General features: G+C 62.0%; 28 protein-coding genes. 13 read left to right on the top strand and 15 right to left on the bottom strand.

From position 1 onward, the window contains the following. Positions 1-136: 136 nt before the first annotated feature. From RO009_01210 to RO009_01180, 7 genes are all read right to left on the bottom strand, one after another. Positions 137-1,165 (bottom strand): hypothetical protein, encoded by a 1,029-nt coding sequence (locus tag RO009_01210; protein ID MDT3683648.1) that lies wholly within the window; start codon positions 1,163-1,165, stop codon positions 137-139. Continuing rightward, the gene (locus tag RO009_01205) at positions 1,162-2,310 is read right to left on the bottom strand and encodes a tyrosine-type recombinase/integrase (protein ID MDT3683647.1); all 1,149 of its coding nucleotides are present in this window, start codon (positions 2,308-2,310) and stop codon (positions 1,162-1,164) included. The genes RO009_01210 and RO009_01205 overlap by 4 nt, the downstream gene beginning before the upstream one ends. Before the next feature lie 196 nt (positions 2,311-2,506). Further along, positions 2,507-2,710 carry a helix-turn-helix domain-containing protein gene (locus RO009_01200; protein ID MDT3683646.1) on the bottom strand — a complete coding sequence of 68 codons (204 nt, stop codon included), beginning with the start codon at positions 2,708-2,710 and terminating at the stop codon, positions 2,507-2,509. Positions 2,711-2,815: 105 nt separating this feature from the next. Beyond that, positions 2,816-3,022, bottom strand: coding sequence for a hypothetical protein (locus tag RO009_01195; GenBank protein ID MDT3683645.1), 207 nt, complete (start codon positions 3,020-3,022; stop codon positions 2,816-2,818). Positions 3,023-3,032: 10 nt separating this feature from the next. Continuing rightward, complete coding sequence (locus RO009_01190; protein MDT3683644.1) at positions 3,033-3,875, bottom strand: hypothetical protein; 843 nt, start codon at positions 3,873-3,875, stop codon at positions 3,033-3,035. Continuing rightward, positions 3,868-4,437 (bottom strand): hypothetical protein, encoded by a 570-nt coding sequence (locus RO009_01185; GenBank protein ID MDT3683643.1) that lies wholly within the window; start codon positions 4,435-4,437, stop codon positions 3,868-3,870. Before RO009_01185 ends, RO009_01190 begins: the two co-directional genes overlap by 8 nt. 362 nt (positions 4,438-4,799) lie before the next feature. Then, positions 4,800-5,870 carry an NAD(P)-dependent alcohol dehydrogenase gene (locus RO009_01180; GenBank protein ID MDT3683642.1) on the bottom strand — a complete coding sequence of 357 codons (1,071 nt, stop codon included), beginning with the start codon at positions 5,868-5,870 and terminating at the stop codon, positions 4,800-4,802. Between the two features lie 391 nt (positions 5,871-6,261). On the opposite strand from RO009_01180, the gene RO009_01175 reads away from it, so the two are divergent. From RO009_01175 to RO009_01150, 6 genes are all read left to right on the top strand, one after another. Then, complete coding sequence (locus RO009_01175) at positions 6,262-7,332, top strand: HlyD family efflux transporter periplasmic adaptor subunit (GenBank protein MDT3683641.1); 1,071 nt, start codon at positions 6,262-6,264, stop codon at positions 7,330-7,332. After that, entirely contained in the window at positions 7,329-10,118 is a 2,790-nt protein-coding gene (gene rbbA / locus RO009_01170; GenBank protein ID MDT3683640.1) for a ribosome-associated ATPase/putative transporter RbbA, read from the top strand. Before RO009_01175 ends, rbbA begins: the two co-directional genes overlap by 4 nt. 2 nt (positions 10,119-10,120) lie before the next feature. Beyond that, positions 10,121-11,233, top strand: a complete 1,113-nt coding sequence (locus RO009_01165) for an ABC transporter permease (protein ID MDT3683639.1) — start codon at positions 10,121-10,123, stop codon at positions 11,231-11,233. A gap of 157 nt (positions 11,234-11,390) precedes the next feature. Beyond that, positions 11,391-11,645, top strand: a complete 255-nt coding sequence (locus RO009_01160; protein MDT3683638.1) for a hypothetical protein — start codon at positions 11,391-11,393, stop codon at positions 11,643-11,645. A gap of 196 nt (positions 11,646-11,841) precedes the next feature. After that, positions 11,842-11,967, top strand: coding sequence for a type B 50S ribosomal protein L36 (gene ykgO, locus RO009_01155; GenBank protein ID MDT3683637.1), 126 nt, complete (start codon positions 11,842-11,844; stop codon positions 11,965-11,967). Positions 11,968-12,014: 47 nt separating this feature from the next. Then, entirely contained in the window at positions 12,015-12,656 is a 642-nt protein-coding gene (locus RO009_01150) for a hypothetical protein (protein ID MDT3683636.1), read from the top strand. Positions 12,657-12,659: 3 nt separating this feature from the next. Here RO009_01150 and pyk read toward each other — a convergent pair whose 3' ends face one another. The 3 genes from pyk to RO009_01135 all read right to left on the bottom strand — a co-directional run bounded on the left by pyk (position 12,660) and on the right by RO009_01135 (position 16,015). After that, on the bottom strand, positions 12,660-14,099 hold the full coding sequence (pyk, locus tag RO009_01145) for a pyruvate kinase (GenBank protein ID MDT3683635.1): 1,440 nt from the start codon (positions 14,097-14,099) through the stop codon (positions 12,660-12,662). Beyond that, entirely contained in the window at positions 14,096-14,590 is a 495-nt protein-coding gene (locus RO009_01140; protein MDT3683634.1) for a DUF1036 domain-containing protein, read from the bottom strand. Before RO009_01140 ends, pyk begins: the two co-directional genes overlap by 4 nt. 132 nt (positions 14,591-14,722) lie before the next feature. Then, on the bottom strand, positions 14,723-16,015 hold the full coding sequence (locus RO009_01135; protein MDT3683633.1) for a glycerate kinase: 1,293 nt from the start codon (positions 16,013-16,015) through the stop codon (positions 14,723-14,725). Between the two features lie 158 nt (positions 16,016-16,173). Here RO009_01135 and RO009_01130 point away from each other — a divergent pair, with 158 nt between their 5' ends. From RO009_01130 to RO009_01120, 3 genes are all read left to right on the top strand, one after another. Continuing rightward, on the top strand, positions 16,174-16,632 hold the full coding sequence (locus tag RO009_01130; GenBank protein ID MDT3683632.1) for a (2Fe-2S)-binding protein: 459 nt from the start codon (positions 16,174-16,176) through the stop codon (positions 16,630-16,632). A gap of 2 nt (positions 16,633-16,634) precedes the next feature. Continuing rightward, entirely contained in the window at positions 16,635-18,845 is a 2,211-nt protein-coding gene (locus RO009_01125) for a molybdopterin cofactor-binding domain-containing protein (GenBank protein MDT3683631.1), read from the top strand. Between the two features lie 151 nt (positions 18,846-18,996). After that, entirely contained in the window at positions 18,997-19,290 is a 294-nt protein-coding gene (locus tag RO009_01120) for a DUF1244 domain-containing protein (protein MDT3683630.1), read from the top strand. 303 nt (positions 19,291-19,593) lie between these two features. On the opposite strand, the gene RO009_01115 is transcribed toward RO009_01120, so the two are convergent. The 3 genes from RO009_01115 to RO009_01105 are packed head-to-tail and all read right to left on the bottom strand — an operon-like array spanning position 19,594 to position 21,421. After that, positions 19,594-19,989, bottom strand: coding sequence for a fumarylacetoacetate hydrolase family protein (locus tag RO009_01115; GenBank protein MDT3683629.1), 396 nt, complete (start codon positions 19,987-19,989; stop codon positions 19,594-19,596). Between the two features lie 4 nt (positions 19,990-19,993). Beyond that, positions 19,994-20,422 carry a hypothetical protein gene (locus RO009_01110; GenBank protein MDT3683628.1) on the bottom strand — a complete coding sequence of 143 codons (429 nt, stop codon included), beginning with the start codon at positions 20,420-20,422 and terminating at the stop codon, positions 19,994-19,996. A 15-nt stretch (positions 20,423-20,437) separates the two neighbouring features. Then, positions 20,438-21,421, bottom strand: coding sequence for a tripartite tricarboxylate transporter substrate-binding protein (locus RO009_01105; protein MDT3683627.1), 984 nt, complete (start codon positions 21,419-21,421; stop codon positions 20,438-20,440). Positions 21,422-21,729: 308 nt separating this feature from the next. Here RO009_01105 and RO009_01100 point away from each other — a divergent pair, with 308 nt between their 5' ends. The 3 genes from RO009_01100 (at position 21,730) to RO009_01090 (ending at position 23,151) form a co-directional block, all read left to right on the top strand. Further along, positions 21,730-22,470 (top strand): lytic murein transglycosylase, encoded by a 741-nt coding sequence (locus tag RO009_01100; GenBank protein MDT3683626.1) that lies wholly within the window; start codon positions 21,730-21,732, stop codon positions 22,468-22,470. Positions 22,471-22,620: 150 nt separating this feature from the next. After that, a complete protein-coding gene (locus tag RO009_01095) occupies positions 22,621-22,836 on the top strand; it encodes a DUF2312 domain-containing protein (protein ID MDT3683625.1) in 216 nt (71 codons plus the stop codon). Positions 22,837-22,872: 36 nt separating this feature from the next. Beyond that, positions 22,873-23,151, top strand: a complete 279-nt coding sequence (locus tag RO009_01090) for a DUF2312 domain-containing protein (GenBank protein ID MDT3683624.1) — start codon at positions 22,873-22,875, stop codon at positions 23,149-23,151. A 3-nt stretch (positions 23,152-23,154) separates the two neighbouring features. On the opposite strand, the gene RO009_01085 is transcribed toward RO009_01090, so the two are convergent. Both RO009_01085 and RO009_01080 read right to left on the bottom strand, forming a co-directional pair. Then, positions 23,155-24,075 (bottom strand): NAD(P)-dependent oxidoreductase, encoded by a 921-nt coding sequence (locus RO009_01085; protein MDT3683623.1) that lies wholly within the window; start codon positions 24,073-24,075, stop codon positions 23,155-23,157. After that, complete coding sequence (locus tag RO009_01080; GenBank protein ID MDT3683622.1) at positions 24,065-24,739, bottom strand: XRE family transcriptional regulator; 675 nt, start codon at positions 24,737-24,739, stop codon at positions 24,065-24,067. Before RO009_01080 ends, RO009_01085 begins: the two co-directional genes overlap by 11 nt. A gap of 115 nt (positions 24,740-24,854) precedes the next feature. Here RO009_01080 and RO009_01075 point away from each other — a divergent pair, with 115 nt between their 5' ends. Next, positions 24,855-25,751 carry a cupin domain-containing protein gene (locus tag RO009_01075; GenBank protein ID MDT3683621.1) on the top strand — a complete coding sequence of 299 codons (897 nt, stop codon included), beginning with the start codon at positions 24,855-24,857 and terminating at the stop codon, positions 25,749-25,751. The last annotated feature ends 35 nt before the right edge of the window (positions 25,752-25,786 follow it).

Below are 25,786 nucleotides of genomic sequence, written 5' to 3'. Positions count from 1 at the left end.
TAAAGTCCGATGCCGATGACAGCTCGAAACTCCGCGTGCTCAATCCAGGTCTGTCGGTTGGTGAGGTCAACAATTCAGGTCGCCAACCTTGCGTTAGAAGCTAGGGTTGGCAATTGACGCATCACGTGCATCGCAGTCAGGTCCGTCGGCCGGACGCCGGCAGCAATTCACGTGCCGCTTTCATTTCCAGCTTGACTGCATATTTCCGGCGAATCCGCGCGACCTCGCTGGGATCGGCTACCGGAATCGCTAGGCCCCTTGACCCGCGCTCGTCGGAATCGGGTCGGGCATAGTGGTGTGTCGCGGTCACGTCGGTGGCGTGTCCAAGCAAAGTGGCGACGATGGCACGGCCGTGTTCCTGCTTTTCAGGGGTGTCGTCGGTTCTGACGAAGAACGCTTTCCAGCGGGCGGCGGCCTGGTGGCGCGGTGTGTAAAGTGTCGGCCGTTGCTTGCGTCGCCTGAACACTTCCGCGCAGCAATTGCGCATGAGCGAGCCGAGCGCCTTCATCAACTTGCCATATCGACCGTTCAATTCAGCTTCGCGGGCGACGGCGATCCAGCGCATGAGGGTAACAACGAGCTCTGCTTCGAGTTTCTGATAGCGCAGCGTGCGCTCGTTGCCATGTGCGCGTCCGTTCGTTCGCTTCGCACAGGCTACAATCAGCTCCCACTGAAGGCCAGGCGTCGTGCTTGGCCGCAACTGCGACCGTCGCCATTCACACGGTCGCAAGCCGGTCAGATCAGCGGCAGCCAAGTAATCTGCCAAATTCTGGCGTCTGGGAGACTGGCCAGCCAGGACGTGGCGTTGAATGGCAGTGAGGTCGTCAATGGGCACCTTTTTGGCCTTCTTCTGCGACGTACGCAGTGTGCGGTCGGGCGGGCGACCAGCAGGCGGTGTGTTCCTCAGCAGCAACACGGCTGTATCAACGGGGTCTTTGCTATCAGGGAAGGCGACGCGCTTTAATTCAAGCCCATAACAAGCTGCAGCGCGATACTGGCGCCACGATTGGGGCGACAATTGCGGGCGTATCCTTTCGACCAGCGCGGTCGCGAATTCCATGACCGTGCATTTTCGGCTGAGCGATTTTTCAACTCTGCTCTTGAGCTGCGCGAATCGCCGAAGGTACGCGGCTTCCGTCTCCTTTGTGCGGGTTGGCTTGGTCATGACCAGCGCCCCGGCGGCAATAGGAGATCGTGTTTGGTGAGAGCATTGATCTCACCCACGAAGTCTTCGACGGCGGCCTTGGCCTCGCCCAAGTAGTCCGGCGAGTCAGGCGAATAGATCAGCGTCGTTTCCGGCGATGTTGGCGGCTGTATATGACCAAGCCAGACACCGATTTCCTCGATTGAGACTCCGCTCGCACGCATATGGCGACCGAGCATGTGCCGGATGCTGTAGGCGGCCTCATGCCCAGGAAGACCGGCGCGCTTGGCCGCGTTCGCAAAGCCGCTCTTGATCTTTGTGACCGGCTTGCCGCGCCACGTAATCAGATGTCCGGGCGGAACGTTCTCGCACCATGGCAACAAGGTGTCGGTGATCGGCAGGGCGGGTCGGAATTTGCTCGTCTGAATTCGACCCACCGGATTAAGCATAAGCACGCCGCGCGACAGATCGATTTGCGCGCCAGTCATATCCAGGATCGCACCCGGCCGCGCGGCGGTGTTAAGCATGAAGATGACGAAGATGAGCAGATGCAGATCGGCGATCTGGTCAATCAACCTTGCAAGCTCTGCGAGCTTCATGATGCGGCCTTTTGGCTGCACGCTGCGCCAGTAATTCTTCTTGGCGAATTCAGGTACGAAGAGGACCTTGTCTGGCTTGATCAGGCGATCTTTCGCCGCTCGTTTCAACGCCGAGCGCAAAGTTGTGAGTGTACGCGACACCGTACCGATGCTGAGGCCTTCACCAGTAAGATCATCACGGAATTTTTCGAAGTCGCTTTGTACGAGCGAGGCGATGCGGCGCTGGCCAATATGTTGTTTCAGACGACGTATATGAATTCCTTCAGCCTCCGCCGATGCCAGTTTCAACGTGTACGGCAAGTGCCAGTCGAGCAACTGCTCGACTGTTTCAATAAGTGCTTGATCAAGGAGTTCGCCCGGATCGCCTATTATTCCTCTGTCCTCGTAGCTGCGCACTTTCGTGAACGCGACTTCAATATCCACAGTGCCCAGGCTGCGCCTGCCAACCTGACGAGTAGCTGCATCGTACCAGCACACGTGCAGTGTTCCGCGCTTCACGTCTCGAACGACCCAGTGGTGCTTGAATCGCTGCACATGCGGCGGGTCGACACGCTCGTAACGGCTCACGGCTTCCTCCGCATGGCGCGCAGCTTTTTGGCCCTCTTGAGAACCGTCTCGACACAAACATTCTGGACGATATGGCGAACGACCTGCCCCGTGTCTTCGTCGAGCCAGCAAACGTGCTCTGTCCCACGCTTCAAGTTCCATTCGATCCAGTGGTGGTTGCGTCGGCGCGGGCGCGGGACGTTGTGTGTGTTTTCACTCACGGCTCGCCCCGCAGGAAGTCGTTGATGGCCTCGCTCGTGAACAGAAGTTTTCGCAAGCCCGGCACCGCGCGCAGCTTGTTGGCGCGTTTGAGACGGCGCACTGTCTCCTGGCACACGTGCAGATAAGCGGCTGTCTCCGCGCAGCTCAGCAGACGGCATTCGCTGTCCGGGTGCTCTGGTGAGATGTCTTTGCATGTCATGATGTCCTCTCTCTGAACCAAATATATGGCGCACCATATCTGATCAGCGTTGAGCGAGTCAAATAAGTGGCGCATGCAATTTGGAGCTAGGTTAACCATTGCTTATCAACCCAAGCCAGCCAGGCGACGCAGGCGATAGAGGCACTCTCGCAACAGCCATTCGATCTCGCCCCGGACGACGATGCGCGCGAGGGTGCGGTCATCCAGCAGCCAGAACCAGCGCCGGTTGAGCGCGCGATGGACACGATAATGCGTGAGCAAGTGCCGCGCGGCGATGCGCTGAATCCGACGGCGCTGCACGAGGAGCCACACCAGCTGCGCATCAGACCGCGTCCGCAGCGCGAAAGGGCAGCACCTGATTGATCGAAGCCTTCGTCCGCAGGTACCAGGCCGCGATCTCGTTACGGCAGGCGGCTGCCGTAAAGCGGTTCATTCCGGTTTTTGCCGCAACCTCGGCCGGCTTTGATTTGATCACCTGCGGCATCGACAGGCCCGCCTGCTGGCATTCCTGCCAGCTCTCGCCCTCTATCGGGGGGAAGCGGATGATGCTGGCTCCCTGCGCCGATTTCAGCAGCGACTTGTAAGCAATGGCCGCAGCGGAGCCTGGGATGAACTCGAAAGCGCCGCCGCGTGCGTTGAGCAGCAACGCGCGCTGCAGGCCTGGCGCCACTTCCCGCGTGCGGAGGAGGTTATTGGATGCCTGGTCCATCTTCTCAATCGCGCAGGTGCTGACAATCACTGCGAGGCCGACGAGGTCCAGTTCGGCGAGACGCTCGTCGAATTGCGTCGCAGCCAATGCCTCGAGGCGCGCCTGCGCCTGTCCACCGGCCCAATCGACAATCACGATGCTGTGGGTCTCGGCGGCCTTTTCGATCTTTAGGTAAAGCGGCTGAAGCACACCGACGAGGCCGCCCGGCAACTCGCGTGCGCGCTTGAAATCCTCGGTTTCGATGATGACGTCCTGCTGGCGCTGACGCTGTGCCTGCGAGCGGGTGACGCCTCGCGACTCGATCGTCACCATTGCGGTCTTGACGCCATGCTGATCGCAGTGGTGGCGGAAGCGCCATGCTGCCGTGGTTTTTCCGACGCCGGTAGCATCGGCGGAAAACTCGATGACCTGCGGCATCCCAGTGCCGGTCAGTGTGAGCTTGTTTGCATCACTCATTGATCTTCTCCTGCGATGTGGATCTGAGACGATTGAGGAGGTCGGCCGCATCGCGTGCGGCAGGGATCGCTGGTTTGCGGCGACGGGGGAGCGGCCTCGACAGGCCACGGCCCCGCGGGTCCGGCGGTGTGCTTGACTGTGCGTCCCGGACCGGCGCTGTCGTGCGCGATCCTGCAGTGTCCTGCAGTGGCATGCATTGCGCGGCAGGAGGCTGCAGCGTGGAGGCCGGCTGGTTGGTGCTCGCGCGGGCGCGTTCCCGCGCGCGGCTCAGCGCCCCGGAGATGGTGCCGAGCGGCAGGGGTGAGCCGTTGCCGCGATCGATGCCGACCGCGGCCAACAATTCTCCGATGGTGTTGTGGTCGGCGCCGCGACTGATCAGTTCGTCGATTAAGCCGATATACTGATCGAAGGTCGCCTGGATGCGCCGGCTGGTGCCGAACTCGGTGCGATGGCCGGCGCCCATTTCGCGCAGCCGCGCCTGCGTTTCGTGGTTAAGACTTGCGAGCAATGTGCCGCCCGGCTCGCCCTTCTTGTGTGCGGGAGGTGCATCCGCGGGCAGCAAGCCGCATCCCACGCAAATCCCAAGCGGTGTTGAATTTGCTGAAGAATCCCGCTTGTCAGCGGTCGTTCGCAGTTGCGGTAAGTCTTTGAAAATAGCCAAGATGAGCCTCGCGGCCCGTCCTTGACATGGTAGGGGTCACAGGTTCGATCCCTGTCGCGCCCACCATCTTCGACCGGGTTTTGAGCGAATTACGAACCGCCGGGAGAGGCGGCCCCCAGAGTTCCTGACACGTAGTCGCGATGATGCCAACGTTGCAGACGCCAACGTTGTCCGAACGTTCCGGGAACAGGAGCGTCAGCGGGTTTCGCGCCCGCCGCAAGATATTCCGAGCGTCATCTTCGCGACGAAACCCAGTGCCCAGCTCAGGGCGTGATGGCGACCTTGAGCACGCCATCGCGCTGGTTGGCGAACAGCTCATAGGCCTCCTCGATCTGGTCGAGGCGGAAGCGGTGCGTGACCAGCGGCTTGAGGTCGACGCGGCCGGAGCCGATCACGCCCATCAGGCGCCGCATGCGTTCCTTGCCGCCGGGACAGAGCGTGGTCGCGATCTTGAAGTCGCCGAGCCCGGCAAACGCATCGTTCGGAATACGCAAATCCGAGGAATAGACTCCAAGACTTGAAAGCGTTCCGCCCGGCCGCAAGACGCGCAGCGCCGATTCGAAGGTGCCCTGTGTTCCAAGAGCCTCGATGGCGACATCGACGCCGCGACCCTCTGTCGACGCCATGATCTGCTCGACCGGATTATCGGCCTTGAAGTCGACAACATGATCGGCCCCGAGCGCGCGGGCCGCCGCGATGCGTTCGGGCACCGTGTCCACGCCGATGATTGTTGCCGCTCCCATCAGCTTTGCACCGGCGACCGCGCAAAGTCCGATGGGGCCGAGCGCAAAGACCGCGACCAGATCGCCGATCTTGACGTTGCCGCTTTCCGCCCCGGAAAAGCCGGTCGACATGATGTCGGGGCACATCAGGACTTCCTCGTCGGTGAGGTGATCCGGCACCGGGCCGAGATTCGCCATGGTGTCGTTGACGAGGACATATTCGGCTTGGCAGCCATCGACAGTGTTGCCAAATTTCCAGCCGCCCATGAGCTTGAAGCCGTGGCGCTTGCCCGGTCCATCCTGCGAGCCGCAGCCGCACTGAGAGGCATAACTGTGCCCGCTGGGCGTGATCGCGCCGGCAATGACGCGTTGGCCCTCTGTATAGCCGGTGACAGCCGAGCCCAGTTTCTCGATCACGCCGACCGGCTCATGGCCGATGGTGAGCCCGCGGGCCACAGGGTATTCGCCCTTGAGGATATGGATGTCGGTGCCGCAGATCGTCGTCGTGGTCACGCGGATGAGCGCATCGAGCGGGCCGACATCCGGAACGGGCTTCTCGTCGAGGACGATGCGTCCCTTCTCGGCAAGAATAGCAGCCTTCATTTTCCGCATTGCTATCTCCCGGGATGCTGGATTGTGTCAATCGCTGCGGAGCGGCGTAGTTCCGGGCTGTTGCGTCGTTCCTTTACTCGTGAAAGCCTCTGGCGCGGCAAGCGTCAACGGGCGGTTGACTTGCCTCAAGGCCTGCATGTCATCGAGGCTGCAAAGTGCAACATGGAAGACATGCGGCATGCTTGGATCGAATTTTGATTAGATCAAATTTCGATCGTTGGTGGCAGACATCGTGCCTTCTCGAAACGAAATCGCGTCAATTTGTTTGCAAGGACGCCCGACAGATTGCGTCATCAAATCTTTGCGAAGATTCATGGCCAGAGAAATGCGCTGTTGCTAGTGAGATCACGGCCGTAACTTTCACCCAGGGACCGCGCAGAGGTTTTCATTCATGGTCATATCCGGCAAACCATGGCTTTGGATTGTGCTTGCTCTCATACTGGCCGGCGGCGGCTATTACGCCTGGGAGAGGTCCGCAGATAGCGGTCTGCCGGAGGGGATCGCCAGCGGCAACGGCCGGATCGAAGCCGTCGAGATCGACGTTTCGACCAGGATTCCGGGACGGATCAAGGACATTCTTGTCAATGAAGGCGACTTCGTCCGCGCAGGACAGCTGCTGGGGCGCATGGATACCGAGCAACTGGAAGCGCAACGCCGACAGGCGGAAGCTCAATTGCGGCGGGCAATCATCAACGTCGACACCGCGAAAAGTCTTGTGGTGCAAAGGGAGGCGGAACAGTCGGCGTCCGTCGCAGTGGTGGCGCAGCGCGAGGCGCAGCTTGATTCGGCGCAGAGAAAGCTGGAGCGCTCGGAGCAACTGATAAAGACCGCGGCCATATCCCAGCAGATTCTCGATGACGACCGTGCGTCAGCCGAAGGCGCGAGAGCGGCGGTCGGCGCGGCGAAGGCTCAGCGTGCGGCTACGGAAGCCGCGATCAACGCAGCCAAGGCGCTAGTGGTCGATGCCGAGGCAGCCGTTGAGGCGGCGCGCGCGGCGATCGAGAGCGTCACCGCCGACATCAACGACTCGGCGCTGAAGTCACCCCGCGATGGGCGCGTGCAGTATCGCGTCGCACAGCCGGGAGAGGTTCTGTCGGCCGGCGGGCGCGTGCTCAATCTCGTGGATCTCGGAGACGTCTATATGACGTTTTTTCTTCCGACCGCGCAGGCTGGCCGCGTCGCGATCGGCAGTGAGGCGCGCATTGTCCTCGATGCGGTGCCGCAATATGTCATTCCCGCCCGAGTAAGCTTTGTCGCCGACGTCGCCCAGTTCACGCCCAAGACGGTCGAGACCGAAGACGAGCGACAAAAACTCATGTTCCGGATCAAGGCTCAGATTCCACCGGAATTGCTGCGCAAATACATCCAGCACGTCAAAACGGGCCTTCCCGGCCGTGCCTATGTCCGGCTTGATCCGAAAGCAGATTGGCCGGCCAATCTGAGCGGAACACTGGTGCAATGAGCAAGTGGCGCAGTGCCGGGGTCTTGTCTCCGCCGTTTGACCGCCCTGTCGCGCGCTTGCAGGCAACGGGATTGTCATACGGGAAAACGCGTGCGCTCGAGGATGTCACGCTGGATTTGCCGGCTGGCTGCATTGTCGGGCTTATCGGGCCCGATGGCGTCGGCAAGTCGACGCTGCTGTCGCTGATCGCCGGCGCCCGCGCCGTCCAGGACGGGCGGGTCGAGGTGCTCGGCGGCGACATGGCCAATGCAGCGCACCGGCAGCAGACCTGCCCGCGCATCGCCTACATGCCTCAGGGCCTAGGCAAGAATCTCTATCCGACGTTGTCGGTGTTCGAGAATGTCGATTTCTTCGGCCGCCTGTTCGGTCACGACAGGCGGGAGCGCGAACGCCGCATCCGCGCACTCCTGCAACGCACGGCCCTCGCGCCGTTCGCGCAGCGGCCAGCGGGCAAGCTTTCGGGCGGCATGAAGCAGAAGCTCGGCCTGTGCTGCGCGCTGATCCACGATCCCGACCTCCTGATCCTTGATGAGCCGACGACCGGCGTCGATCCGCTGTCGCGCCGGCAATTCTGGGAACTGATCGAGGATATCCGGGCCGATCATCCCGGCATGAGCGTCATTGTCGCAACCGCCTATATGGAGGAGGCGGCGCGCTTTGACTGGCTGGTGGCAATGGATGCCGGGCATGTGCTGGCCACCGGCACACCGGAAGACCTGCTGGCGCGAACCAGTGCGGCGACGCTCGACGCCGCCTTCATCGCGTTGCTGCCGGAGGAGAAACGCCGCGGACATCGCGCGGTTGTCATTCCGCCGCGACCCGACGGGCCGAACGAGGAAATCGCCATCGAGGCCGAGCACCTGACCATGCAGTTCGGTGATTTCATCGCGGTTGATGATGTCAGTTTCCGCATCGGCCGCGGCGAGATTTTCGGATTCCTCGGCTCGAATGGCTGCGGCAAGACCACGACGATGAAGATGCTGACCGGCCTTCTGGCGGCGAGCGAAGGCAGGGCACGGCTGTTCGGGCGCGAGGTCGATCCCAACGACATCGAAGTCCGCCGACGCGTCGGTTACATGTCGCAGGCCTTTTCGCTCTATTCCGAGCTGACGGTGCGACAGAATCTCGATCTGCATGCGCGTCTGTTCGGCATGCCGAAAGCCGCCATCCCCGCTCGGGTGGCCGAAATGGCGCAGCGTTTCGAGCTAACCGCAGTCCTGGACGTACTGCCGGACGCGCTTCCGCTCGGCATTCGCCAGCGGCTGTCACTTGCGGTCGCGATGATCCACGGGCCGGACATCCTGATCCTTGACGAGCCGACTTCGGGCGTTGATCCGGTCGCGCGCGACGGCTTCTGGCAGATCCTGTCCGATCTGTCCCGCAGGGACAATGTGACGATCTTCGTCTCGACGCACTTCATGAATGAGGCTGAGCTCTGCGACCGCATCTCGCTCATGCATGCCGGCAAGGTGCTGGTCAGCGACACGCCGGCCGCAATCATTGAAAGGCGCTCCGCCGCAACGCTTGATGACTCGTTCGTGGCCTATCTGGAAGACGCAATTGTCGGCGAGAAACCGGCCGCTCCGGTCACCGAGCCGGCCGTTCCGGCTGTTGTTGACGATGAGCGGAACGTTGGCCCGACGCATTTTTCACCCCGTCGCTTCGATCCGCGCCGGATGCTGGCCTATACGCGGCGCGAGGCGCTCGAACTTTACCGCGATCCGATCCGCGGCACGCTCGCCACCATCGGCAGCCTCATCCTGATGCTCGTCCTGGGCTACGGTATCAATATGGATGTCGAGAACCTCTCCTTCGCGGTGCTCGACCGCGACGATACGACGGTCAGCCGCGACTATGCGCTGCAACTCTCCGGGTCGCGCTATTTCACCGAGAAGGCGCCCATTCTCGACTATGCCGAACTCGACCGCCGCATGCGAAACGGCGAACTGAGCCTCGCCATCGAGATTCCGCCCGGTTTCGGGCGCGATGTGGCGCGCGGCCACAATGTCGAGATTGGCGCCTGGATCGACGGCGCGATGCCGATGCGCGCTGAGACCGCGCGCGGCTACGTGCAGGGAATGCACGCGAACTGGCTGACCCAGAAGGCACGCGAGCTTTACGGCAAGGCGGCGACAATCGGCGATTTCCGGATCGAGATCCGCTATCGGTACAATCCCGGCATCGAGAGCCTCGTGGCGATGGTGCCGGCAGTCATCCCGCTGCTGCTACTCATGATTCCGGCGATGCTCGCTGTTCTCAGCGTCGTGCGCGAGAAGGAGCTCGGCTCGATCATCAACTTCTATGTGACGCCCGTCACCCGCCTGGAATTCCTTGTCGGCAAGCAAATTCCCTATGTCGTGCTGGGCATGCTGAATTTCCTGCTGCTGTCGGCTTTTGCCATCTTCGTCTTCCGTGTGCCCTTTACCGGCAGCTTTCCAGCCTTTGCCGCAGCGGCACTGCTCTACGTCATTTTCGCAACCGGCATGGGGCTGGTGATATCGACGTTCATAAAAAGCCAAATCGCCGCGATATTCGGAACGACGCTGATCACCCTCATTCCCGCCGTGCAATATTCCGGAATGATGGAGCCGGTGTCCTCGCTGGAGGGGATGGGCGCCCTGATAGGGCGAATCTATCCGACCACCTATTTCATGACGATTTCCCGCGGCACTTTCTCCAAGGGACTTGATTTCGGCGATCTTGCGGGTTCGTTCCTGCCGCTTTTCATCGCTTTTCCAGTGCTCCTTGGCCTCGGCGTGGCCCTCCTTCGAAAGCAGGCACGTTGAGCATGCGCATCGCCAATATCGGTCATCTCGGGATCAAGGAACTGCGCGGGCTTCGGCGCGATCCGGTGCTGCTCGCGCTGATCGTCTACGCCTTCACGCTGGCGATCTACACGGCGGCCACGGCAATGCCGGAGACGCTCAATCGCGCCGTGATCGCGATCGTCGACGAGGACGGTTCGCCGGTTTCCTCCCGCATCGTCACGGCCTTCTATCCGCCGTATTTCCTGGTGCCTCAATTGATCGCGCCGGTGGAAATGGACAGCCGCATGGATTCCGGCCTCGACACCTTTGCCATCGATATTCCGCCGAATTTCCAGCGCGATCTGCTGGCGGGCCGGTCGCCGACGATCCAGCTCAACATCGATGCGACCCGCATGTCGCAGGCTTTCATCGGCGGCGGTCACATACAATCCATCGTGTCGAGCGAGATCAGCGAGTTTCTAAAACGCCAGCGCGGCGTGAGCGAAACGCCCATCGAACTCGTCCTGCGCTCCCGTTTCAATCCGGAACTGAACAAGAGCTGGTTCGGCGCGATCATGGAGGTTATCGATCAGATCACGATGCTGTCCATCGTTCTGACCGGCGCGGCTCTCATCCGCGAGCGGGAGCACGGCACCGTCGAGCACCTGCTCGTCATGCCGGTAACGCCGTTTGAAATCATGGTCAGCAAGGTGTGGTCGATGGGGCTCGTCGTTCTGCTGGCGTCCGCCGTCGCCCTCATTGGCGTGGTGCAGGGGCTGCTGGCAGTGCCCCTTCAGGGTTCGCTACTGCTCTTCATGGTCGGGACGGTGCTGCATCTTTTCGCCACCACCTCGATGGGCATCTTCCTCGCGACGATGGCCGGTTCCATGCCGCAGTTCGGCATGCTCATCATATTGGTTCTCGTTCCGCTCCAGGTGCTTTCAGGCGCGATGACGCCGCGTGAAAGCATGCCGGAGGTCATCCAGACCCTCATGCTCGCCGCGCCCAACACGCATTTCATCATCCTGGCACAGTCGGTCCTGTTCCGCGGGGCCGGGCTGTCCGTGGTCTGGCCGCAGCTCCTGGCGCTGGCGGGCATCGGATCGGTTCTTTTCTTCTTCGCATTGCGTCACTTCAGGACGTTCCTGAAATAACGCTCCGCCACGCGCCGACAGGGCGAGGTCACGGAATTCGGACCCGCGCGCCCGGCATCTGCCGCCCAATTCACATGGCACAGGGCTGCTTGTGGGGGAATTTTCTTTGTGCAATCCTTTATTCACCGGGGTTTTCTACGAATGGGGGAGCTACACAATGATCAAGCTGCTGTCGAAATGCGTGCTGGTCGCCGCCGTTGCATCTTTCGCGCTGGCCGGAACCACGACCTTGTCACACGCCGCCAAGAAGAAGGCCAAGGCTGCGCCGGTTGCCGCCGCCACCTGCGTCGCGCCGAAATACACCACCGCCGCCTGCGCCGGAGGCGTCTGCCGTATGCAATGGTGCGGACTGGACGGCAAATGGTATCCCTCGCTCCTGGTCTGCGCCGAGCCGTTCTGCCCCAAAGGCTGATCAAGGGTTGATTTTGGGCTGATCCGGACCGGACAGCGTTCTGAACAGGGCCTCCACTCCCGTGCCCGAGCGGGATGGAGGCCATTGTCACCAATGACGGCCGGAATGGGCCGTGTGCGTTGACTTCGGGCGCCGTGGCCCCTAGTTTCCGCGCAAATTTTGGAAGACGGCCGCAGGGCGGCCTCAGAGGTCAGCCATGAAGGTCCGTAACTCATTGAAATCGCTGCGTGGTCGCCACCGTGACAACCGTCTCGTGCGGCGGAAGGGCCGGGTCTATGTGATCAACAAGACCCAGAAGCGCTTCAAGGCGCGCCAGGGCTGAGCCCTGGCTCTCGCGAGCCTTTTACCTGTCCCTGTCTTGCGGCTGTGGTGCCGAAGTCTACACTGACCGGCATGTCGCAACGATTCCGCATCATGGCTGCGGCGGCGGTTTGCGCCGCCTGTTTGGGCGTGTCCGCGCCGGCCTCCGCCCAGAAGGGCGGCTTTGTCGAAGCGCCGGACAAGCTGCCACGCGTCTCGCGCGCCGACCGCCTGAACGATCTTGATTTCCTGTTCGGCGCGCTGAAAGCCGCGCCTGATGCGACAGCCGCCAAGGCGATCGAGGACCGCATTTGGGCGGTGTGGATCATCTCGCCGAGCGACACCGCCAATCTGCTGATGACGCGCGTGAAGACGGCGATCGAGGCACACGATCTCGATCTCGCGCTCAAGCTGCTGGACGCGATCATCGCCATCAAACCGGATTACGTGGAAGCCTGGAACCGGCGCGCCACGATCCATTACATGCGCAAGGACTACAACCATTCGCTGGCGGACATCCGCCAGATTCTGGCGCGCGAACCGCGCCATTTCGGCGCGCTCGCGGGGCTGGGGCTGATCATGCAGGATCTCGGCGACGACAGGCGTGCACTGGAAATCTATCGCCGCGCGCTGCAGGTGCATCCGCACCTGCCGAAAATTCCCGACCTGATCAAGTCGCTGACCGAAAAGGTCGAGGGCCGGGATATCTGATCATCAATCGCCGCTCGCGTCCTGATCGCCACCCACAAAGGCGATGCGCAGCATGTTGGTCGCGCCCGGCGTGCCGAGCGGAACGCCGGCGACGATGATGACGCGGCGGCCGGCCTTGGCGAAGCCGTCCTTGAAGGCGATGCGGCAGGCGCGCTCGACCATGTCGTCGAGATCGTGCGCGTCCTCGGCGACGACGCAATGCACGCCCCAGGCCAGCGACAATTTGCGTCCGGTTGAGAGGTTGGGCGAGATCGCGACGATAGGCGGCTCCGGCCGCTCGCGCGCCATGCGCAACGCCGTCGAGCCGGAGCTCGTCCAGCAGATCACCGCCGACAGATCGAGCGTCTCGGCGATCTCGCGCGCCGCTGCGGCAATGGCGTCGGAGCCGGTCGGTTCGGGCTCGGCGCGCTGGCCGCTGATGATGGTGCGATAGATCGGGTCGCGTTCCACTTCCTGCGCGATGCGGTCCATGGTGGCGACGGCTTCCGCCGGATATTGCCCGGCCGCAGATTCCGCCGACAGCATGACCGCGTCGGCGCCTTCGAAAATCGCGGTGGCCACGTCGGAAACTTCCGCGCGCGTCGGCACCGGGCTCGCGATCATCGATTCCAGCATCTGCGTCGCGACGACGACGGGCTTGCCGGCGCGGCGGGCGGCGCGGGTGATCTGCTTCTGGATGCCGGGGACTTTCTCGAGCGGCAATTCCACGCCGAGGTCGCCGCGCGCCACCATCAATGCGTCGGTCGCATCCATGATGTCATCAAGACGGGTCACCGCTTGCGGCTTCTCGATCTTGGCCATGATGGCGGCGCGGCCGCGCGTGATCTTTTTCGCCTCGGCGATGTCCTCCGGGCGCTGAATGAACGACAAGGCCAGCCAGTCGATGCCGGCATTGAGCGCGGCTTCGAGATCGGAGCGATCTTTCTCGACCAGCGCCGTCAACGGCAAAATGGTTTCGGGCAGGCTGACGCCCTTGCGGTCGGACAATTTGCCCCCGACTTCGACGCGGGTGACGAGCTTTTGCGGACTGGTTTCGAGCGTCGTGAGGCGCACCTTGCCGTCGTCGAGCAGCAAGGTCTGTTTCGGGCCCGCGGCCTGCAGAATTTCCGGGTGCGGAAGATAGACGCGACCGGCATCGCCTTCGGCCGGATTGGAATCGAGAATGAAGCTGTCGCCCTTCTTCAGCATCGCCGAGCCGCCGGCAAAAGTGCCGAGCCGCAATTTCGGTCCCTGTAGATCGACCAGAATGCCGATCGGCCGCTCATACTGCTTTTCGATGTCGCGGATCATGCCGACAAGGTCGCGCATGCGGTCATGCGGCGTGTGACTCATATTGATGCGGAACACATCGGCACCGGCTTCGAACAGCCGCTCAATCATCGCGCGGTCTGACGAGGAGGGACCGAGAGTCGCGACGATCTTGGTGCGGCGGAGGCGCCTCATCGGCGAGAATTTCCTGTCGAGGGATTGGAAGGTGGCGGCGTGCGGGTGCCGGATGGCGGCATGGTCACCATCGGCGAATTCGGCTGCAGCGGCGAGGCGGGCGTCTGTTCGCTCGTTTCGGTGAGTTGAACGGTCCAGGCCTTCTGCTCCAGCGTGTCGACTTCAAAGAAGCCGGTGCGGTCGAAGCCGCGCGCCAGGCAATCTTCCGTGCCGCGGATGGTGAATTCCTTGTCGCGCGTGCACATGTAGGCCTGCCCCGACCATTCCCCGCCGCGGTCATAGTCGATGGCATAGATATAATAATATCGTGCGACGAGATTGCCGCGCATCAGCGTCTCGCAGGACCGCGACGGCAGATTCCACCAGCCTTCGGTGACCCAACCCTCGTTGTCCTTGTAGCCGATGGCTACGCCGACCCGGCCGGAGGTGTTGTTGCAGAGCCGGAAATCTGCCGCTGCGGGCTCGGCCCAGGCGATACACAGCACGGCCAAACCGGCGCCAGCGAGCGCGGTCCGGGCCTTAAAAAAACGGCCAGCGAAGAGAGAGTGAAGCCAGTTCACGATCGTCAGGGATCCTGTTCCGTCACGCGCGGCCCGACTAAGTCGCTGTTCTGCCGTGATTTTTTATGGAGTGTCAACGACAATGGCGCGGAAATCATTGACGTTCGTGAAAGTTGGGCCGGGCGCCACGAGGTCGCCCAAGGCGGTGAAAAACGCCGTGGAATTGTTGTCGGCGACAAAGGCGGCGGGATCGAGGCCGAGGGCCCGGGCGCGGGTGACAGTGCCGCCAGTGACAAAGGCGCCGGCCGGATCGCTGGCCGAACCGCCGCCGCCATCGGTGCCGTCGGTGTCGCCGGCCAGCGCCGCGATGTCGGGCATGCCATCGATAGCAATGGCCAGTGCCAGCGCATATTCCTGATTAGGGCCGCCGCGCCCTTGACCTTTTATCGTGACGGTCAATTCGCCGCCCGACACGATGACGGCGCGGCGCTTCTGTGCCGCGATCTCGCGTGCCAGCATTGCCTGCGCAGCCGCGACCTCGCGCGCCTCGCCTTCGACCTGATCTCCAAGAAAGATGTACTCATATCCGGCCGCCTTGATCGCCTTCTCGGCTGCGTGAAAGGAATCTGCCGGCCGCGCGACCAGATGGAATTCCGTGTTCCTGAAAACATCGTCGCCGGGCTTTGGAGATTCGCTCGCCGGGTCGGCCAGTATGCGATGCACGCTCTCTGGAATATCGAGACGATAGCGCTCGATGATGGCGCGCGCGTCGGCGAGCGTCGACGGATCGGGAACCGTCGGGCCTGAACCGATCACCGCCGGATCATCGCCCGGCACGTCGGAAATGCCGAGCGTGACAACGCGCGCCGGATGCGCGAGGCGCGCCAGCCGTCCGCCCTTGATCTGCGAGAGATGCTTTCGCACGGTATTGATCTCGCCGATTGCCGCACCGGAGCGGAGCAAGGCGCGCGTTACCGCCTGTTTTTCGTTCAGCGAGAGCGGCGGGATGGGCGCGATCCAGTTTGCCGACGCGCCGCCGGAGATCAGCACCAGGACAATATCGTCGGCCGTCGCAGTCTTTGCCAGCGCGAGCGTGTCGGTAGTCGCGGCAATGCCGGCCTGGTCCGGCACCGGGTGTCCGGCTTCGACGAGGCGGACCACTTTGGTTGGCCGGCCGTAGCCGTGACGCGCGACTGCAATGCCGCAAATCCTTTCTGACGGCAGCATGCATGTCTGCAGATAAAATTGCTCGGCCACCTCAGCCATGGAGCCGGCGGCCTTCCCCGCCGCCAAAATGATCAAGCGGCCACCCGGCGGCTTCGGCAAATGCGACGTGAGACACTGCTTGGGGTGCGCCGCAGCAATCGCTGTGCGGAAAAGACCGTCCAAAAATTCACGCGAAGAGGGATGTGTCACGTCGTCTGTCCTGAGCGGCAAGCCCATCGCAAGTCATACCTTTGTGAGTGGGCTGGACGCTACGGTGATGCGGGAACTTTCTTATTAGCTATAATTCCAGATGCGGGTGGGGCCCGCCAATAGACAAAATAAATCAACCGATTGTCAGGGAGACGCACATGACGGAGGTCATGTTAACGGTCAATGGCAAGGCGGTGCGCGTGACAGCCGAGCCGGACACGCCATTGCTTTGGGTGGTGCGAGAGCATCTCAAGCTCACAGGATCAAAATACGGATGCGGAGTCGCCGCCTGCGGCGCCTGCACCGTGCATGTCGACGGCAAGGCGGTCCGCTCTTGTCAGATCAAGCTGTCGCAGGTCGCCGGCCGCAAGGTGACGACAATCGAGGGCCTGTCGGAGAAGGGCGATCATCCTTTGCAGAAGGCCTGGATCGCCGAACAGGTGCCGCAATGCGGCTATTGCCAGTCCGGCCAAATCATGCAGGCGGCAGAGCTGCTGGCGAAAACCAAGACGCCGACGCGCGAGCAGATCATCGAGCATATGGACGGCAATCTCTGCCGCTGCGGTACCTATTCGCGCATTGTGCGCGCCATCGAACGCGCAGCAAAGGAGGCCTGATCATGACAGCTGCAGAAAAGCGCGTCGATATGCAGGGACCCAGCCGCCGCGATGTTCTGAGAGGTGGTGCCGGATTGTCATTCGCGTTCGTCCTGAGCGCACCTCTGCTCGAAGGTGCACAGGCGTATGCGTCGACCCCCGGCAAACTGAATGCGTACGTGAATATCGCGACCGACGGCACGATCACCATTATGGCGCCAGCACCCGAGATGGGGCAGGCAGTGATCACATCCATTCCGTTGATTATCGCCGAGGAGCTGGATGCGGACTGGTCCATGGTCAGGATCCAGCAATCGCCGATTGCGCCGGAATATGCCCATCCCATCTTCAAGTCACAGTTCGTCGTCGGCAGTGTCACGTTGCGCGGTTATTGGCCGGTCATCCGGACCGCCGGAGCTCAGGCTCGGCGCGTCCTCATCGACGCGGCAGCGGAAAAATGGGACGTGCCTGCGAGCGAATTGACGACCGAGCCGAGCATGGTCGTTCATGCCGCGTCGGACCGGAAGATGAGTTACGGCGAGATTGCAAGTTTCGCCAAGGTTCCGGAGACACTGCCGGCGGTGAAGCCGGAAGAGCTCAAGCCGCCAAGCAAGTTCCGGCTGATTGGCACCGATGTTCCGCGTGTCGACGTTCCGGACAAGGTCTCGGGCAAGCCCCTTTACGCAATCGATGTTCAGCTGCCCAGAATGTTGTACGGGACGATCGTGCGCCCGCCATTCAAAGGCTCGGGCCCGAAATCCTTCAATCGGGACGAGATCAAGAAGCAGCCGGGAATTGTCGATGCGGTGGCCTTCGACCATGCCATCGGCATCATCGGTGAAAGCGTTCCCGCGGTGTTCAATGCGCGTCAGAAGGTGAAAGTGGAGTGGCGCGATGCGCCGGGCGCGAAGGTCAATTCCGAGGCAGATCTGCGCGAATATCTTGCCGATGTTCGTGATCCGGAAAAGAAGGGAGTGACTGCCCGAAAGACCGGCGATGCGAACGCGGCTTTCAAATCGGCTGCGCGCAGACATACCAGCGAATTCACCAACGACCATGTCTATCACGCGCAAATGGAGCCGCACTCCTGCACTGCGTCGGTGACGCCGGACGGCGTCGAAGTGTGGACAGGCACGCAATGGCCGACCAAGGCGGTGACGCTCGCCGCGACGGCAGCTGGCGTGTCGCCTGACAAGGTAAAGATAAATCCGCTGCAGATGGGCGGCGCCTATGGACGCAATGCCTTCGTCGAGTACGTCACGGATGCTGTGCTGCTTTCGAAAGTAGTGCAGAAGCCGCTCAAGATGATCCAGAGCCGCGAGGACGACGTTGTGGCGGGGCGCTTCCGGCCCATGACGGCTCAGCGTATCGACGTGGCTCTCGATGCCAACAACAAAGTGACCGGCTGGCGGCACCGCATCGCGGCGGAAACCGTCGTGCCGTATGTCTACGGCCAGGCACGCATGGATGCGCAGAAGGGCGTCGATCACATTGTCGTCGCCGGAGCCGATGTTCCATTCTACGACATCCCCGCGCATACAACTGACCACATCTACGAAGAGCGCGGCGTGCGCACGGCAGCCTGGCGCGGCATCGGGGCGGGTTACACCAACTACGCCATCGAGGTTGTGCTTGACGAACTGGCACGGCAATCCAAGCAGGATCCGTTCGCCTATCGTCTGGCCCTGCTCAAGGATCCGCGCGCGAAGAAAGTGGTCGAGACGGCCGCGCGGATGGCGGAATGGAGCCGCAAGCGCGATGGCCGAGCGCTCGGCATCGCCTTCAACAAGCTGGGATTGCCGCCGATCGGCTTCTCCATGTCTGGCACGGTAGCGGAGATCTCGATTGATCGCCGCAATGCATCAATTCGCGTCCATAACATCTGGTGCGCTGTGGATGTCGGCCTGCCGGTCCAGCCGGTGAATATCGTCGCGCAGGTCGAAGGGTCGATCATCTACGCCTTGGGAAGCGCACTCAAGGAGCGGATCACGATCAAGGATGGACAGGTCGAGCAGACCAATCTGCATGACTATCAGATCATGCGGATGTCGGAGATTCCACAGATCCATGTGGAAGTGATCCGCAGCGGCGACATCCCGCTTCCCGTCGGCGAACTCGGCATTGGCGGCACTGTGCCGGCTGTGGCCAACGCCTTCATGGCAATGACTGGACAGACGCTCCGTGCGATGCCGTTCACACCGGACCGCGTCCGGGTGGCGCTCGCGCGCTCCTGATCTGCTCAAAGTCCCGCCGCGGTGATGCGGCGGGGCTTTATCTTTTTTGTGTTCCTGCAGGCAGAGGCCGCGCGGGCGCTCGGGCAAGCGAGTGGCGTCGGGCCAAGGCCATGCTTATGTTAAACGACGAATATCGCCGGAAGGACTTCGCATGGACGACAAGACTCGCACGGAACTGGAAGCCGCCGTCTATCGCCGCCTGATTGAGCATCTGCGCGAGCGCACCGATGTGCAGAATATCGAGCTGATGAATCTCGCCGGCTTCTGCCGCAACTGCCTCTCCAACTGGATGAAGGAGGCCGCCGACGCCAGGGGGCTCCCCATGAGCAAGGATGAGAGCCGGGAGATGGTCTACGGCATGCCTTATGATGAGTGGCGGGCGAAGCACCAGAAAGAGGCACGTCCGGAACAGAAGGCCGCTTTCGAGAAGGGCCGGCAGCATTAAGGTGCTGATTTTCGTCAGGCTTTCGGCTGCCGCCAATACGGGCATGGCTGATCGGGCTTTTGTCTTTCCGAATCAATGACATCCGATTTAGGCTCGGGGCGTCGTCAACAACCGAAAGGAGGTGATCCAGTGTCTCATTGTCTATCGCCGCAAGTGCGGACCAGAGCGGTGGCTTTCGTGAGCTGGACCCCCTCGATCGAGGTCCTGAGCGCGTAACGCCGACGTGGCTCCGCCAGTCCATGCGTGGACTGCGGCCTGACAATGGAAGGGCCGTCCGCAAGGGCGGCCCTTCTTCTTTGCATGTCAGACGATCGCGAGCTTGAGGCCCTCGAGCGCAAGGCGGTCGATACGGGTCGTCCATACCTGGCCGGCGGCAACAGGAAATGCCCGCGTCAGGGTGCCGGTGGTAATGATTTCGCCGGCGCGCAGCGGCGGGTTGACTGCATCGCCCGCCAGCACGTCGACAAGATGACGCAGGGCCGAGAGCGGGCTCCCGAGCACGTTCGAGCCTTTCCCGCGATCCACGACCTTTCCGTCGCAAAATAGCGTGACGTCGAAATTCGCAAAGGTGTCGAGCAGATTCGTCGCGTGCAGACCGGCAATCGGCTGGTGCGGGCCGAGCAGCAGCGCGGCATGAAAGCCGTTCGCTGCAATCGTGTCGGGTCCCTGAAAGCGCCAGCCCGGAAAGATCGATTGCACAATTTCAAAGCCATGCGACCCAGTCGATGGCGTCGCATAGTCCCTGCTCGTCGATGCCGGGGCCGACATCAGCAGACAGCTTGAACGCGATTTCGGGCTCGATACGCGGCTCGGCGAATTGCGCCACTGATATATGTCCGGACGCGGCCAGGTCGTGAACCGTGGTGTCGTACATGTCGCCCCAGATCGGAGCGCGAACGTTGTATTCCTCCCAAATGTTGCGATTGGTGAAGCCGATCTTGCGTCCGGCCTGTCTCTCGCCGCGCTGTATTCTTCGCTTCCGCAACTCAGCGGTGACTGCATAAGCCTGCACGACATCGAAGTCGGGATCGCGCGTGGTGAATGGCGGAATCTGGCTGGTCGAATCGATGGCCGCAATGACTTCGCCGGCAATTCCTGCGGCATCGCGGTTGCTTGCAGCTTGCGCATCCATGGCAAAATTCCCGTTTCAGTTAAGCCCCACACCCGCCGCCTTGATCACCGGCGTCCATTTGTCGATCTCCGCCGCTACGAAATCGCGCAAGGCTTGCGGGCCGCGGCGCTCCGGCGGCGGCACGATGGCGCCGATATCCTGCAGCCGCTTGCGCACAGCCGGATCGTCGAGCGCCTTGCTGGCGGCGGCGGCAAGCTTGTCGATCACGTGCTGCGGCGTGCCCTTGGGCGCGAACATGGCGTTCCAGCCCGACGCCTGGAATTGCGGCAGACCGGCTTCGGTGGTGGTCGGGACATTCGGCAGAACAGTTGCGCGCTCGGTTTGCGCTACCGCCAGAATGCGGATCGAGCCCGCTTCGACATGGCCGATGGTGTGCGGGATCTGGTCGCACAGGAAATCGTATTGGCCGGTGATGAGATCGTTCAGCGCCGGCCCCGAGCCGCGATAGGCGACCATCGGCGAGCGCGCGCCGACCAGCGACGTGAACAGCAGGCAGCTCACATGCGATGTCGCGCCGACGCCGCCGTGGCCGTTGCTGAGCCTCGACGCATCCTTCTTCAGAATGTCCGCCAGCTCCTGCAACGTGCGCGCGGGGAAATCCTTCTTCACGAACACGCCGATCGGGGTGTCGGTGAATTGTGTCACATGCTCGAAGTCGTTCAGCGGATGATAAGGCAGCTTGCTGCCATAGAGGCCAACGCTTGCGGCGTGCGTTCCCATCTGGCCAACCAGCAGGGTGTAACCGTCGGGCGCAGCGCGAGCTGCACGCGCCGAGCCTGTCGTGCCGCCGGCGCCTCCGACATTCTCTATCACAAAACGTTGGCCAAGATTCTGGCCCATGCCTTCCAGCACGATGCGGGCAATCACGTCGGTATTGCCGCCGGGCGGATAGGGCACGATCACTGTGATCGCGCGATCCGGATAGGTCTGCGCGGCCGATGGCGAGATGAAGGCTGCAAGAGAGGCCAGCACGGTGAAAACGACCGCAAAAGTCCGCATGGGATTTCCTCCGGTCATGTTTATGCGCGCCGGACATGACGCCGCCGCGCGGCCCGGCTTGTGCCGAGCTATGCCAGTCTAGCCGAGCCAGCGGCGGATTTAACGGCTTCGTGAAGACGTTTTGCCGGCTTTTCGTCTGATTTGGCCATAAAGAGTATGTGTGGAAACAGACTGATTTCGACCGTCGCTTTGGACAGTTTTTCAGGGGTTGTGCTCGCTATTCATTTCAGGAGGGTGACGTGGACTTCACCGCTTCTCGGATAACGGCATTGGCGTTCTGCCTAGGTGTTTTGCAAGCGACGCCGGCCTTGGCCGCACAATGCGGCGGTGATTTCAACGCCTGGCTCGCAAGTTTCCAGCGGGAAGCGGCAGGCAAGGGAATTTCGCAACGGTCTATTTCGGCGCTGTCCGGGCTGGCACCGGATCCGCAGGTGATCTCCCTCGACCGACGGCAGGGGCATTTCAAGCGCAGCTTTGAGGCATTTGGCCTACCGCGCATCGCACAGCGTATCGGCAAGGCCAGAAGCATGATGCAGCGGCACGGCGCGTTGCTGAAACACATCGAGCAGCAATACGGCGTGCCGGGATCGGTGGTGATCGCGATCTGGGGATTGGAAACCGATTTCGGCGCGGTGCAAGGGCGGCAGCCGGTGCTGCGGTCGCTGGCGACGCTTGCGCATGATTGCCGGCGTACCGAGCGCTTTCAGAATGAATTAATGGACGCCCTGCGCATTCTCGATCGCGGCGATCTCTCGCCGCAGGAAATGCGCGGCGCCTGGGCGGGCGAACTCGGCCAGACGCAGTTCCTGGCGTCGTCCTATTACAAATTCGCCGTCGATTTCGACGGCAACGGCAAGCGCGATCTAATCCGCTCGGTGCCGGACGTGCTCGGCTCCACCGCCAATTACCTGCGCGGTTATGGCTGGCAGCGCGGCGCGGCCTATACCGAGGGCTCGCGCAATTTCCAGGTTCTGAAAGAGTGGAACAAGTCGCCGGTCTATCAGAAGACCATCGCGGTCTTCGCGGCGCGGCTCGACGGCGTGCAATAAAAGGCCGCAGACAAGAACAAACCGGATTTTTCTCCGCTTTTTACGGCAGCCTGTGGATGACGGGTGTTCCCGGGCACTTGCCTTGACCCTTGCGGCGCGCTTCCGGAAAACGTCGCTTACGCACGTGCGCGTCATGAGGAGAAGCTTGCAATGCCAGCCACCGCCGGTGCTGCCGCCCAAGAAGGAACGGCCGGACCAGTAAAGGCGTTCGTCGAGCGCGCGGAAAAGCTGGAAGGGGAAAAGAAGGCGATCTTCAGCGGCATTTGCGGCGTCTATGCCGAGTCGAAGGCAAACGGTTTCAAAATTGGCCCTCGTCATCAGCGTGGCACTAACATCAACCGCTTGGCCGGATTGCCGGCAGCCTAACAAGAACAAGCACCCAACGAACTGAAAGTGAGCACAATGCCCGCAACAGCCGTCGCCGAAAAGCCGGATACCGCCAACGCTCCCACTGTGGCCGCCAATGAGTTGCGGCAATTCGTTGAACGGATCGAGCGCCTGGAAGAAGAGAAGAAGACGATCTCCGACGATATCAAGGAAGTCTTCGCGGAGATGAAGGGGCGCGGATTTGACGTCAAAGTGGTGCGGCAGCTTCTTCGGCTGCGCAAGCGCGACAAGGCGGAGCTGCAGGAAGAAGAAGCCATTCTTGACCTGTACAAGCAGGCCTTGGGGATGATCTGACGGCTAGTCGAGACCGGCCGACTGCGCCTGCTCTTCGGCTACGGCAGCCCAGTCCTTGTGCGCGCTGCCGTGCGCGATGGCGCTGAGCAGATGGTCATGCAGCACATTGACCGCCGGAAGCGGCACGTTCTCGGCGCCCGCCGCTCCAAGGACCAGCTTGACGTCCTTGAGTCCCAGCTGAACCGTGAATCCCACATTCAGATAATCGCGATCCGCGATCAGCTTTCCGTATCCCTTGTAAGCCGGCGCCGAGAACAGCCCTTCTGTCAAGACATCGTAGAGAACATCGGCTTTCACACCGTATTTCCGGATCAGGGAAAATCCCTCGGCCATGGCCTCGATCGCGCAGCCGAGCACCAGGCTGTTGGCGAGCTTCACAGCTGCGGCATGCTCGGGCTTGTTGCCGGCCTCGAACACGCGGCGCGCAATCGCGGCGATCAGCGGCCGGCATCTCTCGGTGGCATCCGGCGGTCCGGCCAGCACGACACCCAATTGTCCCGCCGCCGCCACGTCCGGTCTGCCGAGCACGGGCGCGCTGACGAGGTGCTGGCCGGCCCGCGCATGGCGCTCCTGCGCGCAGCGGATCGCGGCGGTGCCGTGGGTGCCCATCACCATGTGAATGCCGCCGGCGCCGAGCGACTCGCACACGCCGCCGGCGGCGAAGGCGACCTGTTCGAGCGCGGCGTCGTCGGACAGCATGCTGACCACAACCTCGCGTCCCCGGCAGGCGTCCGCGATGCTGGCGGCGACCGCTGCACCGGCAGCGGCAAGCTCGCCGGTCTTTCCGGGCGTGCGATTATAGACAGAGAGGTCGTGGCCCGCGTTGACAAAGCGCGTCGCGATGGCGCGACCCATGCGACCCAGCCCAATGAAGCCAGTCTTCACGCGGATCTCCTTGGTGAACGGAGTGGTGTCAGTTTCCATTGCGATCGTCGTTGGTGCGGTGGACCACAGCCCAGATCGCGATGGCCGGCTCGTCGCCGATCGCCCACAACCGATGTGGAATCTGAGAATTGAACGAGAGCGAATCGCCGGGGCCGAGCTCGTAGCGCTCAAAGCCGATCTGCACGCCGAGTCGTCCAGAGAGGATATAGGCGTATTCCTTGCCGCCATGCCGGAACAGCGAATCCTTCGGGCAGGATTCGGCCTTCGCGTCGTATTTCACATAGAGGAACTCGATATCGTCGTCGGCCTGCGGAGTGAGGCGCTCCCATTCGACGCCACCGGCCAGGCGAATGCGCTGACGATTATGGGCCCGCTGGATCGGACAGTTGGCACGCTCGGGCGAGCTGTGCGTTATCGGGCCGGATGCAGGACGAGACTGTTCAGTCGTTCTAAACAATTCATCGATGATCAACCCGAGTCCGGTCGCCATGGACCACAAGGTCCCGACCGAGGGCATGACAAGACCGCGCTCGATCTGTGAGACCAGGCTCGGGGACACTCCGACCCGGCGCGCCATCTCGCGGACAGTGATCCCCTGTTTTTCGCGTTCAGCACGCAGTTTTTCGCCGAGCATCGCGCCGTTCGGCGGCAAGTTCACGGCGCCAGCGGGCTTTCGCGACGCAGGTCCCGGCGCCGATGCCATGTCAGTCTTTGTCGTCCGACGTTGACGGGGCGATTGACTCATCGTGTTTATTAGAACTAAACAGTTCATTAAAGATAAACAACATCTGTAAGGACCGACCGAGGAGATTACAAGCGTGCATCACGTTGTCCGCGCTGCCGCCATCAGTTACGTGCCCGCTTATCCCGAGTATAGCGTCGGCTTTAAGCGCCACTCCGTCATCGACCGTTCGGTCGGATCAACGCATACGGGTCTCGGCCTTTGTTTGCTGGAAGCCGGTGGCCGCATCGACACGCATGTTCAGTCCTTTGAGGAATATTTCTACATCACCGAAGGAGAGCCGACGCTGATCCTCGAAGGACGCGGCTATCCGCTTATTGCCGGCGCCTGCGGCGTCATTCCGGTCGGAACGCCCCATGCCTGGCTTGGCTCGCCGAACGCTCCGGCGAAATGGATCGACATGGTGACTCCGATCCCGCGCGGCCCTGGAGAACCGGAGGACATCTTCTTTCTCGGGGCGCCGAAGACTTACGAGACCGGGCCGCTGGATATCCGCGATCCGCGCTCGCGACATCTTTTCCGCATGACGGATGACGACATCACCCTGGACAAGCTGAAGGTCGGCGCGCGGATCGATGCGCCCACCGTGTCCGCAAGCATGGCCACGGCGCTGCTCGCTTACAGCGGAATCGCCGTGAAGATGCTGGTGGATCAGCGGCTGTCCGCCGCTCTCGGAACCATGTTTATGGTGGAGTATCAGCCCGGTGGCGCCGCGCATTTTCACGATCATCCTCTCGAAGAAGCCTATTGCATTTTGCAGGGCGAGGTCGAAGCCCATGCCGACGGCGAGATCTACGTTCTGAAGGAAGGCGACGTTCTGTGGACCGCCGTCGGCTCGATCCACGCCTTTTTCAATAGAACGAACACGACCGTTCGCTGGCTCGAAACGCAATCTCCGCAGCCGCCTGCACGACATTCGTATCGGTTCAATCGGGATTGGGAGTACCTGAAGCAGAAGCTTTCAGGCAGATGACGTCTCGTGCAGGCGTGACATCAGGAATGTGAGGA

The organism is Pseudorhodoplanes sp., assembly GCA_032027085.1.
Lineage (GTDB): Bacteria > Pseudomonadota > Alphaproteobacteria > Rhizobiales > Xanthobacteraceae > Pseudorhodoplanes.
The sequence above is the reverse complement of the archived record's forward strand: the minus strand, read 5'-3'. Positions and strand labels throughout refer to the sequence as shown.

What these genes read in the sequence shown, in the direction of transcription:
- RO009_01130 (MDT3683632.1), top strand. Translation starts at nt 16,174, where the DNA reads ATGACGGAGGTCATGTTAACGGTCAATGGCAAGGCGGTGCGCGTGACA.
- RO009_01085 (MDT3683623.1), bottom strand. Translation starts at nt 24,075, where the DNA reads ATGGAAACTGACACCACTCCGTTCACCAAGGAGATCCGCGTGAAGACT.
- RO009_01165 (MDT3683639.1), top strand. Translation starts at nt 10,121, where the DNA reads ATGCGCATCGCCAATATCGGTCATCTCGGGATCAAGGAACTGCGCGGG.
- RO009_01095 (MDT3683625.1), top strand. Translation starts at nt 22,621, where the DNA reads ATGCCAGCCACCGCCGGTGCTGCCGCCCAAGAAGGAACGGCCGGACCA.
- RO009_01175 (MDT3683641.1), top strand. Translation starts at nt 6,262, where the DNA reads ATGGTCATATCCGGCAAACCATGGCTTTGGATTGTGCTTGCTCTCATA.
- RO009_01160 (MDT3683638.1), top strand. Translation starts at nt 11,391, where the DNA reads ATGATCAAGCTGCTGTCGAAATGCGTGCTGGTCGCCGCCGTTGCATCT.
- RO009_01125 (MDT3683631.1), top strand. Translation starts at nt 16,635, where the DNA reads ATGACAGCTGCAGAAAAGCGCGTCGATATGCAGGGACCCAGCCGCCGC.
- RO009_01180 (MDT3683642.1), bottom strand. Translation starts at nt 5,870, where the DNA reads ATGCGGAAAATGAAGGCTGCTATTCTTGCCGAGAAGGGACGCATCGTC.
- RO009_01105 (MDT3683627.1), bottom strand. Translation starts at nt 21,421, where the DNA reads ATGCGGACTTTTGCGGTCGTTTTCACCGTGCTGGCCTCTCTTGCAGCC.
- RO009_01120 (MDT3683630.1), top strand. Translation starts at nt 18,997, where the DNA reads ATGGACGACAAGACTCGCACGGAACTGGAAGCCGCCGTCTATCGCCGC.
- RO009_01090 (MDT3683624.1), top strand. Translation starts at nt 22,873, where the DNA reads ATGCCCGCAACAGCCGTCGCCGAAAAGCCGGATACCGCCAACGCTCCC.
- RO009_01110 (MDT3683628.1), bottom strand. Translation starts at nt 20,422, where the DNA reads ATGGATGCGCAAGCTGCAAGCAACCGCGATGCCGCAGGAATTGCCGGC.
- ykgO (MDT3683637.1), top strand. Translation starts at nt 11,842, where the DNA reads ATGAAGGTCCGTAACTCATTGAAATCGCTGCGTGGTCGCCACCGTGAC.
- RO009_01200 (MDT3683646.1), bottom strand. Translation starts at nt 2,710, where the DNA reads ATGACATGCAAAGACATCTCACCAGAGCACCCGGACAGCGAATGCCGT.
- RO009_01080 (MDT3683622.1), bottom strand. Translation starts at nt 24,739, where the DNA reads ATGGCATCGGCGCCGGGACCTGCGTCGCGAAAGCCCGCTGGCGCCGTG.
- rbbA (MDT3683640.1), top strand. Translation starts at nt 7,329, where the DNA reads ATGAGCAAGTGGCGCAGTGCCGGGGTCTTGTCTCCGCCGTTTGACCGC.
- pyk (MDT3683635.1), bottom strand. Translation starts at nt 14,099, where the DNA reads ATGAGGCGCCTCCGCCGCACCAAGATCGTCGCGACTCTCGGTCCCTCC.
- RO009_01190 (MDT3683644.1), bottom strand. Translation starts at nt 3,875, where the DNA reads ATGAGTGATGCAAACAAGCTCACACTGACCGGCACTGGGATGCCGCAG.
- RO009_01210 (MDT3683648.1), bottom strand. Translation starts at nt 1,165, where the DNA reads ATGACCAAGCCAACCCGCACAAAGGAGACGGAAGCCGCGTACCTTCGG.